The organism is Pseudomonas sp. TE3644, from assembly GCF_056278815.1.
In genome coordinates this window covers 4315728-4328669 of sequence record NZ_JBWBQF010000001.1, presented here as the reverse complement: position 1 = coordinate 4328669, position 12942 = coordinate 4315728, and the positions used below count along the sequence as shown (strand labels likewise).

General features: G+C 63.9%; 9 protein-coding genes and 1 riboswitch. Of the genes, 4 read left to right on the top strand and 5 right to left on the bottom strand.

Going from position 1 to position 12942, the window contains the following annotated elements:
• Nucleotides 1-281: 281 nt before the first annotated feature.
• Complete coding sequence (locus tag ACZ9GA_RS18980; RefSeq protein ID WP_457361241.1) at nucleotides 282-488, bottom strand: DUF2970 domain-containing protein; 207 nt, start codon at nucleotides 486-488, stop codon at nucleotides 282-284.
• Between the two features lie 209 nt (nucleotides 489-697).
• Nucleotides 698-4390 carry a methionine synthase gene (metH, locus tag ACZ9GA_RS18975; RefSeq protein WP_457361242.1) on the bottom strand — a complete coding sequence of 1231 codons (3693 nt, stop codon included), beginning with the start codon at nucleotides 4388-4390 and terminating at the stop codon, nucleotides 698-700.
• Nucleotides 4391-4583: 193 nt separating this feature from the next.
• Between metH and ACZ9GA_RS18970 the strand changes: the two genes are divergently transcribed.
• From ACZ9GA_RS18970 to nfuA, 3 genes are all read left to right on the top strand, one after another.
• Nucleotides 4584-6878 (top strand): fatty acid cis/trans isomerase, encoded by a 2295-nt coding sequence (locus ACZ9GA_RS18970; protein WP_457361243.1) that lies wholly within the window; start codon nucleotides 4584-4586, stop codon nucleotides 6876-6878.
• Nucleotides 6879-7094: 216 nt separating this feature from the next.
• Nucleotides 7095-8117 (top strand): acyltransferase family protein, encoded by a 1023-nt coding sequence (locus tag ACZ9GA_RS18965; RefSeq protein ID WP_457361244.1) that lies wholly within the window; start codon nucleotides 7095-7097, stop codon nucleotides 8115-8117.
• A gap of 69 nt (nucleotides 8118-8186) precedes the next feature.
• On the top strand, nucleotides 8187-8771 hold the full coding sequence (nfuA, locus tag ACZ9GA_RS18960; RefSeq protein WP_455925318.1) for a Fe-S biogenesis protein NfuA: 585 nt from the start codon (nucleotides 8187-8189) through the stop codon (nucleotides 8769-8771).
• Nucleotides 8772-8920: 149 nt separating this feature from the next.
• Here nfuA and ACZ9GA_RS18955 read toward each other — a convergent pair whose 3' ends face one another.
• The 3 genes from ACZ9GA_RS18955 to ACZ9GA_RS18945 form a co-directional block, all read right to left on the bottom strand.
• On the bottom strand, nucleotides 8921-9892 hold the full coding sequence (locus ACZ9GA_RS18955; RefSeq protein ID WP_457361245.1) for a GlxA family transcriptional regulator: 972 nt from the start codon (nucleotides 9890-9892) through the stop codon (nucleotides 8921-8923).
• Nucleotides 9893-10016: 124 nt separating this feature from the next.
• A complete protein-coding gene (cobM, locus tag ACZ9GA_RS18950) occupies nucleotides 10017-10763 on the bottom strand; it encodes a precorrin-4 C(11)-methyltransferase (RefSeq protein ID WP_457361246.1) in 747 nt (248 codons plus the stop codon).
• A gap of 58 nt (nucleotides 10764-10821) precedes the next feature.
• Nucleotides 10822-11217: a cobalamin biosynthesis protein gene (locus ACZ9GA_RS18945; RefSeq protein ID WP_457361247.1), complete on the bottom strand. Its 396-nt coding sequence runs from the start codon at nucleotides 11215-11217 to the stop codon at nucleotides 10822-10824.
• 368 nt (nucleotides 11218-11585) lie between these two features.
• Nucleotides 11586-11776, top strand: a riboswitch (cobalamin riboswitch).
• Between the two features lie 97 nt (nucleotides 11777-11873).
• On the opposite strand from ACZ9GA_RS18945, the gene cobW reads away from it, so the two are divergent.
• Nucleotides 11874-12941 (top strand): cobalamin biosynthesis protein CobW, encoded by a 1068-nt coding sequence (gene cobW / locus ACZ9GA_RS18940; RefSeq protein WP_455925322.1) that lies wholly within the window; start codon nucleotides 11874-11876, stop codon nucleotides 12939-12941.
• Nucleotide 12942 lies beyond the last annotated feature (1 nt).

Here is a 12942-nt window from a genome sequence, read left to right as displayed (position 1 = left end):
CCGTGGGGGCAAGGCTGGACTTTACTGCCAGTGCGTCCTGATAAAAATCATAAAGAGGCGAACGCACCATGAGCAACCCCGTGAAAAGCCGCAAACCTGATAGCAGTGTCGATGCCTGGGCGATTCTGTTTTTGATTATTCTTGTTGTTTCTGCCGCTGTATTCTGGGTCAGCCACCAATAAACCGGATACCCCTGTAGCCGCTGCCGCAGGCTGCGCTGGCCCGTGCCTGCACTGGAGATCTTCAGTGAACTCAAGGGCCAGCGCAGCCTGCGGCAGCGGCTACGTGGCGATGTACACCACCAGTTTCACCAGGCCGAACAACGCCAGTGCAAATAGTGCGGTGCACACAATCCCCAGCACCACAAAGTGCAGCGGCTTGCCGTGGGTGAAGTCACGCTCGCGATTTTTCTGGCTTTGCACGCCGAAGGCGGCGGCAACGATGCTGTGCAGCATCTGCCAGAGGGTAGGGGGTTTGGTGTCGGCCATGACGGGCATTTCCGGACGGATATGCCCAAGCGTAGCAGCTACTGTTTGTTGGGCTGAACGCTGTGGGAGATTCCATGGTATTGCGCAACCCGTGGGAGCGGGTTCTACCCGCGAAAAGAACGCCGCGAAGTACCTGAAACAGCGCGGCGCCTTCTTCGCGGGCAGAGCCCGCTCCCACAGTGCATATCCCACATAGCCCAGAAGCGTGGTTACGCGTCGTAGCCCAGGTTAGGCGACAGCCAGCGTTCGCTGATGGTCAGGTCCTGGCGCTTGCGGGCGCTGTAGGCCTGCACCTGGTCCTTGTCCACCTTGCCCACGGCAAAGTATTGCGCCTGCGGGTGGGCGAAGTACCATCCACTGACGGCGGCCGCCGGGAACATGGCGAAGTGCTCGGTCAGGGTCACGCCGCTCTGGCCGTTGTGGTCCAGCAGTTCGAACAGCATGCCTTTCTCGGTGTGGTCAGGGCAGGCCGGGTAGCCGGGGGCAGGGCGGATGCCCTTGTACTGCTCCTTGATCAGCGCTTCGTTGTCCAGCGCCTCGTCCTTGGCGTAACCCCAGTGCTCTTTACGCACCTGCTGGTGCAGCCACTCGGCGCAGGCCTCGGCCAGGCGGTCGGCCAGGGCCTTGACCATGATCGAGTTGTAGTCGTCACCCTTGTCCTGGTAGGCCTTGGCCACTTCCTCGGCACCGATGCCGGCGGTGGTGATGAAACCACCCACGTAGTCGGTGACGCCGCTGTCCTTCGGTGCCACGAAGTCAGCCAGGCTGAAGTTCGGCTTGCCGTCGGGCTTGATGGTCTGCTGGCGCAGGTGGTGCAGGCGCGCCAGGGCACGACCGTCGTCGGCGTACACTTCGATGTCGTCGTGGTCCACCTGGTTGGCGGGCCAGAAGCCGAACACCGCGCGGGCGCTGATCAGTTTCTCGTCGATCAGTTTGCGCAGCATGACCTTGGCGTCCTCGTACAGGGCCGTCGCCGCTTCGCCCACCACTTCGTCGGTGAGGATGCGCGGGAACTTGCCGGCCAGGTCCCAGGAGATGAAGAACGGCGTCCAGTCGATGTACTCGGCCAGCACGTTCAGGTCGATGTCATCCAGCACCTTGGCACCGGTGAAGGTCGGCTTGGCCGGCTGGTAGTTCGCCCAGTCGAAGCTGGCCTTGGCCGCGATCGCCTGCTCGTAGCTCAGACGCTCGGTGCGGGCGCTGCGGTTGGCGGTGCGCTCGCGCACGTCCACGTAGTCCAGGCGGGTGCGCTCGACGAAGCCGGGCTTGAGTTCCTTGGACAGCAACTGGGTGGCCACGCCCACGGCGCGCGAGGCGTCGGTGACGTAAACCACGGCATCGTTACTGTACTTGGGCTCGATCTTCACCGCCGTGTGCGCCTTGGAGGTGGTGGCACCACCGATCATCAGCGGCAGGTGGAAGCCCTGGCGCTGCATCTCGCGGGCCACGTGGACCATTTCGTCCAGCGACGGGGTGATCAGCCCGGACAGGCCGATGATGTCGCACTTCTCTTCCTTGGCCACCTGCAGAATGCGCTCTGCCGGCACCATCACGCCCAGGTCGACGATGTCATAGCCGTTGCAACCCAGCACCACGCCAACGATGTTCTTGCCGATGTCGTGCACGTCGCCCTTCACCGTGGCCATCAGGATCTTGCCCTTGGCTTCGGGCTTGTCGCCCTTTTCGGCTTCGATGAAGGGGATCAGGTGCGCAACGGCCTGTTTCATCACCCGCGCCGACTTGACCACCTGGGGCAGGAACATCTTGCCCGAGCCGAACAGGTCGCCGACGATGTTCATGCCCGACATCAGCGGGCCTTCGATCACCTCGATAGGGCGCTTGAACGACTGGCGCGACAGCTCGGTGTCTTCGACGATGTGGGTGGTGATGCCCTTGACCAGCGCGTGTTCCAGACGCTTGTTGACGTCCCAGGTGCGCCATTCTTCGGTCTCGGCTTCCTTGACGCTGCCGTCGCCCTTGTACTTGTCGGCGATGGCCAGCAGCGCATCGGTGCCTTCCGGGGTGCGGTTGAGCACCACGTCTTCCACGGCGTCGCGCAGCTCCTGCGGGATCTGGTCGTAGATTTCCAGCTGGCCGGCGTTGACGATACCCATGGTCAGGCCATTGCGGATCGCGTACAGCAGGAACACCGAGTGAATCGCCTCGCGCACCGGGTTGTTGCCACGGAACGAGAACGACACGTTGGACACGCCGCCGCTGCTCAGGGCATAGGGCAGCTCGTCACGAATGAAGGCACAGGCGTTGATGAAGTCGACGGCATAGTTGTTGTGCTCCTCGATGCCGGTGGCCACCGCGAAGATGTTCGGGTCGAAGATGATGTCTTCCGGCGGGAAGCCCACCACGTCCACCAGGATGTCGTAGCTGCGTTTGCAGATCTCTTTCTTGCGCGCTTCGGTGTCGGCCTGGCCGGCTTCGTCGAAGGCCATCACCACCACCGCGGCGCCGTAGCGCTTGCACAGTTTGGCGTGATGAATGAAGGCATCCACGCCTTCCTTCATGCTGATGGAGTTGACGATGCCCTTGCCCTGGATGCACTTGAGGCCCGCTTCGATCACTTCCCACTTGGAGGAGTCGATCATGATCGGCACGCGGGAGATGTCCGGCTCGCCGGCGATCATGTTGAGGAAGGTGACCATGGCCTTCTTCGAGTCCAGCATGCCCTCGTCCATGTTGATGTCGATCACCTGGGCGCCGGCTTCAACTTGTTGCAGGGCCACTTCCAGCGCTTCGGTGTAGTTCTCTTCGCGGATCAGGCGGGCGAACTTGGCCGAGCCGGTGATGTTGGTGCGCTCGCCGACGTTGACGAACAGCGAGCTGCGATCGATGGTGAACGGCTCCAGGCCCGACAGGCGGCAGGCCCGCGGGATGTCCGGAATGGCGCGCGGCTTGTGCTTGGCCACGGCCTCGGCGATGGCCTGGATGTGGCCCGGGGTGGTGCCGCAGCAACCGCCGATGATGTTCAGGAAGCCGCTGGCGGCGAACTCTTCGACCACCACGGCCATTTCCGCCGGCGTTTCGTCGTATTCACCGAAGGCGTTGGGCAGGCCGGCGTTGGGGTGCGCGGACACGTGGGTGCCGGCCTTGGTCGACAGCTCTTCCAGGTACGGACGCAGGTCCTTGGCGCCCAGGGCGCAGTTGAGGCCCACCGAGATCGGGTTAGCGTGGCGCACCGAGTTCCAGAAGGCTTCGGTGGTCTGGCCCGACAGGGTACGGCCCGAGGCGTCGGTGATGGTGCCCGAGATCATGATCGGCAGTTCAAAGCCGATTTTCTCGAACACGCCCTGCACGGCGAAAATGGCCGCCTTGGCGTTGAGGGTGTCGAAGATGGTCTCGATCAGGATCAGGTCGGCGCCGCCCTCGATCAGGCCTTCGGTGGCCTCGGTGTAGTTTTCCACCAGCTCGTCGAACGTGACGTTGCGATAGCCGGGGTCATTCACGTCCGGGGAAATGGAGCAGGTGCGGCTGGTAGGGCCCAGCACGCCGGCCACGAAGCGCGGCTTGTGCGGGGTTTCCAGGGTTTTGGCGTCGGCCACTTCACGGGCGATGCGCGCGCCTTCCACGTTCAGCTCATACACCAGCGATTCCATGCCGTAGTCGGCCTGGGACACCTGGGTGGCGTTGAAGGTGTTGGTTTCCAGGATGTCGGCGCCGGCGTCCAGGTAGGCCTTCTCGATGGCGGCGATCACGTCCGGGCGGCTGAGCAGCAGCAGGTCGTTGTTGCCCTTGACGTCGCTGGGCCAGTCGGCGAAGCGCGTGCCACGATAGTCGGATTCCTCCAGGCGGTAGCTTTGGATCATAGTGCCCATGCCGCCATCGAGAATCAGGATGCGCTCTTTGAGGGCTTGCTGAAGTGCTTGGAGACGAGCGCTGCGGTCAGACATAGGGCTACCTGTCAGGACAAAAACGAAAAGAATGCGAATATAGAAGACGGGAAATAATAACAAACCTGCGCGCTTTTAAACGCTTCTGTGATTTACATGAATTTCATTCATGTTGAACGGGCGTTCCGATAGGTAGAATTGCCCCAGAGTTCATTGATTTGCCAGATCCAATTCACAATCAGGACACCGCCACATGGTGCATCGCCTCCTTGCCGCCGCAGTCATCTTGTTTGCCTGCCTGACTGCCTACGCGCAAGACCCCATCGCCAGCCCGGCGATTTCGTATACCCGTGACATCCAGCCCATCCTCACCGAGAAGTGCGTGGCCTGCCACGCCTGCAACGACGCCGCCTGCCAGCTCAACCTGGGCAGCGCCGAAGGGGCCACCCGTGGCGCCAGCAAGGTGCCGGTGTACCAGGGCGACCGCAGCACGGCGGTGGCGCCGTCGCGGATTTTCTACGACGCCCAGGGCGAAGAAGCCTGGCGCCGCAAGGGCTTCTACTCGGTGCTGGATGCCCAGGGCAGCCAGGCTGCGCTGATGGCGCGCATGCTGGAGCTGGGGCACAACAACCCGTTGCCGCCCAACTCCAAGCTGCCCGACAACATCATGCTGGGCCTGAACCGCACCAACATGTGCCCGATGCCGGGCGAGTTCGACGCCTACGCCGCGGCCCATGTGCACGAAGGCATGCCCCTGGGCGTGACCGGCCTCACCGACGCCCAGTACGCCACCGTGCAGCGCTGGATCGCCGCCGGCGCGCCAGTGGACCAGCAGGCCGTCAAGGCCAGCCCCAAGGAGGCTGCGCAGATCGCCGAATGGGAAGCGCTGCTCAACCGTCCCGGTTCAACCGAGGCGCTGGTGGGGCGCTGGCTGTACGAACACCTGTTCCTGGCGCACGTCTATTTCGTCGGCGGCGAGCCGGGGCACTTCTTCCAGTGGGTGCGTTCGCGCACGCCCAGCGGCCAGCCGATCGACCTGATCGCCACCCGCCGCCCCGACGATGACCCAGGCGCGGTGTTCTATTACCGCCTGATGGCGGTGCAGGGCGTGATCGTGCACAAGACCCACATCACCTACCCCATGGGGCCGGCCAAGCTGGCGCGGGTCAAGCAGCTGTTCTACAGCGGTGACTGGCATGCCACCTCGCTGCCCGGCTACGGCCCGCGCCACCGCGCCAACCCGTTCGAGACCTTCCAGGCCATCCCGGCCGTGGCCCGTTACCAGTTCATGCTGGATAACGCCGAGTACTTCGTGCGCACCTTCATCCGCGGCCCGGTGTGCCGTGGCCAGATCGCTACCGACGTGATCCGCGACCACTTCTGGGCGCTGTTCCAGGAACCGGCCCACGACCGCTACATCACCGATGCCGCCTACCGTGCCAAGGCCACGCCGTTGCTGGAAATGCCCGGCCAGGACGACAACGTCGGCAGCATCCTGTCGCTGTGGCTGGCCTACCGCGACAAGCGCAACGCCTATGAAGACCTGCGCCGTGATGCCTACGCCGACATGCCGCCGCCCAGCTGGGCGACGCTGTGGGCGGGCAACGACAACGCGCTGCTGAGCATCTTCCGTCACTTTGACAGCGCCTCGGTAACCAAGGGCCTGATCGGTGATGTGCCGACCACCATGTGGTTGTTCGACTACCCGCTGCTGGAGCGCACCTATTACCAGCTGGCGGTGAACTTCGACGTATACGGCAACGTCGCGCACCAGGCGCAGACACGTTTGTACTTCGACCTGATCCGCAATGGTGCAGAGATCAACTTCCTGCGCCTGATGCCGGCCGACAAGCGCGGCAAGCTGCTGGACAGCTGGTACCAGAACAGCGGCAAGGTGAAGATGTGGCTCGATTACCAGAAGATCGACACCAGCACGCCCAGCGCCATGCAGCTCAGCGAGCACGACCCCAAGCGCGATTTCGGCCTCAAGCTGATACAGCGCGCGGGCACCTTGAACGCCAGCCCGGACCCGATCAACCGCTGCACCGGGGCCTACTGTTCGCGTAGCGGCATCAGCGAGGAGTTCAAGAACGTCGAGCAATCCCTGAGCCGCCTGGTGTCGCGCCCGCAGGCGGGCCTGAAGGTGATCGAGCACATGCCCGAAGCCACCATGCTGCGCGTCCAGGGCAAAAGCGGGCGCATGGTCTACAGCCTGCTGCGCAACCGCGCGCACACCAACGTGGCGTTTTTGCTGGGTGAGGCCTACCGCTACATACCGGGGTTGGACAGCCTGACGCTGTGGCCGGGGGTGCTGAGCAGCTACCCCAACTTCATGTTCAACGTGCCGGCCGATGAAGTGCCGCAGTTTGTCGATGCCATGCAGCAGTCCAAGGATCAGGCCAGCTTTGAGAAGATTGTCGAGCGTTGGGGCGTGCGGCGCACCAATCCGCAGTTCTGGGATTTCTTCCATGATTTGACCCGGTATATCCAGGAAACCGATCCGCAGGAGGCGGGGGTGTTGGACATGAACCGCTACGAGAATCTGTAACGTCGTTAAACCGCGTCGTCTGCATCGCGGCCAAGGCCGGCTCCTACGCCGTCCGTGGTAGGAGCCGGCCTTGGCCGCGATGCAGACGACGCCGCTGCTACGAGGATGGCGGAGACCGCCCGTCAATCCGCCTGACCTTTGCCCCTTTTTTGAAGTCCGACCCTGTGAGAGTGCACCGAAAGTGCGCACGGTCAGGTTCCAAAAAAGGCGGTACACATGCTGATTTCGCTTCAAGCCCTCCGGGCACTGGCAGCCTGGACGGTTGTCTGCCATCACTTCATGCAGATCTTTTTCGACTTCCATGCCAGCGGCCCCATCGGCCAATTCTTCGTTGATCGAGGCGCTGTAGGCGTGGACATTTTCTTCGTCATCAGCGGCCTGGTGATCTACCTCTCCACCCAGGACAAGGACATGCCCGCCGGGCGCTTCCTGCTTAACCGCGCCATCCGCATTGTCCCCGCTTATTGGTTCTACACCCTGTTGATGGGGCTGATGATTGTCGCCGTCGGCCAGCAGATGCCGCACCAGGTGGTGGACCTGCCGCACTTCATTCTGTCACTGCTGTTCATCCCTTCGGAAAACCCCGGCGGTTATGGTCTGTACCCCACCTTGAACGTGGGCTGGACGCTGAACTATGAAATGTTCTTCTATTTGATGTTCTCGCTGGTGTTCGTGGTGCCCAAGCGGCATCGTCCTTTAGTCGTAGGCCTGGCGCTGTTTGCGGTGTGTGAGATGGTCAGTCACTACGGTGTGCTGAGCCGCTTTTACGCCAACAACATCATCTATGAATTCCTGCTGGGCATCGGCATTGGTTGGGCCTATCGCCGTGGCTGGATCGTCCAGGCGTTGTGGGTGCCGCTGGTGGTCGTCGCTGCCAGCCTGGTGGCCATCTACAACCTGCCGGCCAGTGACCGACTGCTTAACTGGGGCGTGCCCAGTGCCCTGATCGTGCTGGCCTGCGTGGCCATGGAGCCGTGGTTCAAGGGCAATCGCCTGCTCAAGACCCTGGGTGACTGCTCGTACTCGGTGTACCTGATCCATGTACTGGTGCTGTACGCCGGCTGGTTCGCCAGCGAGCGCCTGAACATCAATCCGTACCTGGTGTTTGCCGTTTGCGTACCGGTGATCGCGCTGATGTCGTGGGCCAGTTATGTGTGGATCGAGACCCGTTTGTACCGGCGCATGAAGGGCTGGGCCGAGGCGCGATTGGCGCCCGTGAAGCACCGCCCCATAACCTGACAAAAATACTGGGACTTTGTGCCGCGCCCGGTTTGGCGTAAACTGCCGGCAAGTCTGTGAGGAACTTACATGAGCGCCATAACGATTACCGACGCGGCACACGATTACCTGGCCGATCTGCTGGAAAAGCAGAACACCCCGGGTATCGGCATTCGCATTTTCATTACCCAGCCGGGCACCACCTACGCCGAGACCTGCATTGCCTATTGCAAGCCGGGCGAAGAGAAGCCTGAAGATTCGGCCATTGGCCTGAAAAGCTTCACGGCCTGGCTGGACGCAGTCAGCGTGCCGTTCCTGGAAGATGCAGTGGTGGACTACGCCACCGATCGCATGGGCGGCCAGCTGACCATCAAGGCGCCAAACGCCAAGGTGCCGATGGTCAATGAAGACAGCCCGATCAACGAGCGTATCAACTACTACCTGCAGACCGAGATCAACCCCGGCCTGGCCAGCCATGGCGGCCAGGTGACGCTGATCGAAGTGGTCGAGGACGGCATCGCCGTGCTGCAGTTCGGTGGCGGTTGCCAGGGTTGCGGCCAGGCGGACGTGACCTTGCGCGAAGGCATCGAGCGCACCTTGCTTGAGCGTATTCCGGAGCTCAAGGGCGTGCGCGACGTGACCGACCACTCGCAGAAAGAAAACGCCTACTACTAAGGCGTACGCTGCGAAACGAAAAACGGCGCCCCGTGAGCGCCGTTTTTTTATGTCTGTAGCCGCTGCCGCAGGCTGCGCTGGCCCTATGCCTCGCTGAAGATCTCCAGGGTTCATGCCGGCCAGCGCAGCCTGGCGGCAGCGGCTACAGGTCAGCCGAAGCGCTCGGCATAATCCTGTGGACTTACCCCCAGCGCCTTGTGAAAGCTGCGCCGCAAGCTTTCCGTATGCCCGAAACCACACAACCTCGCCGTGCTCTGCACCGACACCTGCCCACCCTGCAACAGCGCCCGCGCCGACTCCAGCCGCACCTGTTCCACATAACGCGCCGGCGTAGTCCCCAGTTCCGCCATGAACACCCGGCTCAAGGTGCGCGGCGCCATGCACGCTCGGTCGGCCAGGGCCTGCAGTGACAAATCCTGCCCCAGATGAGCGGGTATCCATTCCAGCAACGCCGTCAGCCGTGGCGCCCGGGCCGCTTCGGGCGCCAGGTGAGTGCTGAACTGCGCCTGATCGCCGGGCCGCTTGAGGAACATCACCAGCCGCCGTGCCACGGCGAGAGCCACGGGGCGCCCCAGATCGTCCTCCACCAGGGCCAGCGCCAGGTCGATGCCGGCGGTCACGCCGGCGCAGGTGAAGCGCCGACGAGTTTGCGGGCTGTAGGTATGCAGGCGTTCGCCCTGTACGTCGATGTCCGGGAAGGCCTTGAGCGCCGGCACGTCGGCCCAGTGGGTGGTGGCGCAGTGGCCGTTGAGCAGGCCGGCCTGGGCCAGGATGAGGGCGCCGGAGCACACCGAGCCCAGGCGGGGTAATGCAGGCTCGACGGATTTGAGCCAGTTGAGCAGCGGCAGGTTGGCCATCTGCGCCGCTTCGCCGCGGCCGCCGGGGATCAGCAGGGTGTCCAGGGTCGTTGCATCGACGCTGGCGTAAGCCTGTTCAGCGTACAGGCTGAACCCGGCACTGGTGGGCACAGGGCCTGCCGTCTCACCCAGCAGATGCAGGGCGTAGGCGGGCGGCAGGCCCAGACGCGCCAATTCCTCGTTGGCCGAGGCGAACACCTGCATCGGGCCGGTGACGTCCAGGCTCATGACCTCGGGGTAGATCAGACAGGCGATATGGCGCATGGAGCCTCCGTTGTAGCCGCTGCCGCCAGGCGGCGCTGGCCGGTGTGAACCTTGAAAATCTACAGTGAGGCGCCGGGCCAGCGCAGCCTGGCGGCAGCGGCTACGGGGTTGGTATGGTTATTGGTCACGGGCGGTAGAGGTGGGCGTGGCCGGCTCGGTACAGCGCCGACTCGCCGAAGCAATCGGTGTCCAGCACGCGGCCCACCAGGATCAGCGCCGTGCGCCGGAAACCCTTGGCGGCGACCTTGGCTTCGATATCCGCCAGCGTCCCCGTCACCCAATCCTGATCCGGCCAACTGGCCTTGTGAATCACCGCGATAGGGCAGTCGGCGCCGTAATGGGGCAGCAACTCCAGCAGGATTTTCGGCAAATGCTGCACGCCCAGGTGAATGGCCATGGTCGCCCCGTGCCGGGCCAGATCATGCAGCGCTTCGCCTTCGGGCATCGGCGACTTATCGGCATAGCGAGTCAGAATCACCGTCTGCGACACGCCCGGCAGCGTCAGCTCGGCGCCCAGCAACGCTGCGCAGGCGGCGGTAGCGGTTACGCCGGGGATGATCTGGAACGGTATGCCGCGCTGGCGCAGGCAACGGATCTGCTCACCGATGGCGCCATACAGGCTGGGGTCGCCGGAATGCACGCGGGCCACGTCCTGGCCGCGGGCATGGGCGGCGGCCAGCAGCTCGACGATCTGTTCCAGGTGCAGTTCGGCGCTGTTGACCACCTGTTCGGCCTGGTGGCCTTCCAGCACGGCGGCGGGCACCAGGGAGCCGGCGTAGATGATCACCGGGCACTGGCGGATCAGGCGCTGACCCTTGACGGTGATCAGTTCCGGGTCGCCGGGGCCGGCGCCGATGAAGTAGACGGTCATGTGCAAATCCTGAAGAAAACGAATGCTGCTTGAGCGAAATTCAAGTGCGAAGCGGTGATTATCCGGGAATCGGGCCCGCTTGTGCCAATGCCACCGTGGCCTTGGCGTTTTTTTGCCGGCTGACGCGCAGCTGGCTACCGGGCCCGGCCAGTGCCAGCGCGGCGCTTTCGGCCACGCCGTGGCAGCCGGTGTGGGTGAAGGCCAGGGCGGATTTGTGGGTGAGGTGGGGTTCGAAGGGGGCCAGTTGCGCGGTGCTGAACAGGGTCAGGGGCAGGTTCAGGGCGCGGGCCAGTTCGAGCAGGGCGGGTTCGTTGGCTTTGAGGTCGATGGTGGCCAGCCCTGCCAGGTCGGCGCGGGTGAGGTTGTGGTGGGCCAGGGTGGTGTCGAGCAGGGTGGTCAGCTCGGTGATGGGGCAGTGGCGTTGGCAGCCTAGGCCGGCGTAGAGGGTGGGCATTGTCGATCCTTTGGGGGGCTAGGGGGTGCCTGGCTTGGGGTTTTTGGTGTTCATGAGATCGAGCGCCGCCCGCGCGGCGCTTCGCGGGCACAGCCCGCTCCTACAGTTTGTTTCGGGCCAATTATGCCAGTGATATCTCCCGGGGCCGCCTTGTTGGTTCACTGCAGATCTCTATTGGTGCCACCAGGGCGATCCCGGGAGATCTCACAGACGAAACTGGCCGAAACAAACTGTAGGACCGGGCCGTGCCCGGGAAGCGCCGCGCGGGCGGCGCTCGATCTCCAGGGCGCCATAAAAACCCAAGCCAGGCACCCAGAAGCCCTACCGCAATCCCCACTCCCCACGATTGACCTTCCCCCCCACACTGCGTAGCCTTGCACCTTCGAGGTTCTCCGCCCCGCGGAGCCAAGATGGGAATGCGGTCCAAGCCGCAGCTGCCCCCGCAACTGTAAGCGGTATGCACCCAGGCAATGCCACTGCGCCGCGCGCGGGAAGGCGCCTGGGTCGGCCTCAGGCCAGTGCCGCGAGCCAGGAGACCTGCCTCGACACAGACTTTCCACTTCAACCGGGCGGGGTGATCCGGTGGCGAATGCACCCGCGTGCCCGGCACCCGCGGTTCTCGTCCCGTATGCCCGCCATCCTGCCAAGGGCATCCGATGAAAACACTGGCCAAGCTTCCCGTCACCATCGTCACCGGCTTTCTGGGCTCGGGCAAGACCACCTTGCTGCGCCACATGCTGGACAACGCCCAGGGCCGCCGCATCGCGGTCATCGTCAACGAGTTCGGCGAGCTGGGCATCGACGGCGAAATCCTCAAACAATGCACCATCGGCTGCACCGAAGAAGAGGCCACCGGCCGCGTCTACGAATTGGCCAACGGCTGCCTGTGCTGCACCGTGCAGGAAGAATTCTTCCCGGTGATGCGCGAGCTGGTGGCCCGCCGCGGCGACCTGGACCACATCCTCATCGAAACCAGCGGCCTGGCCCTGCCCAAACCGTTGGTGCAAGCCTTCCAGTGGCCGGAAATCCGCAGCGCCTGCACCGTCGACGCGGTGATCACCGTGGTCGACAGCCCGGCCGTGGCCGCCGGCACCTTCGCCGCCTTCCCGGACCAGGTGGACGCCCAGCGCAAGCTGGACCCCAACCTGGACCACGAATCGCCACTGCACGAGCTGTTCGCCGACCAGTTGGCCAGCGCCGACCTGGTCATCCTCAACAAGGCCGACCTGATCGACCCTGAAGCCTTGGCCGCCGTGCGCCGCGAAGTGGCCGAAGAACTGCCGCCAGCGGTCAAGGTGATCGAAGCCAGCAGCGGCCGCCTGCCGCTGGACGTACTGCTGGGCCTGGGCGCCGAGTCCGAAGAGCACATCGACGGCCGCCTGACCCACCACGATCATCACCATGACGACGATGATCACGACGACCACGACCACGATGCCTTCGACTCGATCTCCATCGAACTGCCTGAGGCCCCCGAAGCGCAACTGCTGGACGCCCTGACCACCCTGGTGGTCAAGCACGGCATCCTGCGGGTCAAGGGCTTTGCCGCCATCCCCGGCAAGCCGATGCGCCTGCTGATCCAGGGCGTGGGCACGCGCTTCGACAAGCATTTCGACCGCGCCTGGCGCGCCGAGGAAGTGCGCAGCACGCGTCTGGTGCTGATCGGTCAGGAGCTGGACGCCGCCCTGCTGGAAAGCCAGCTGCGCGCCGCCCTGAACGGTTAAG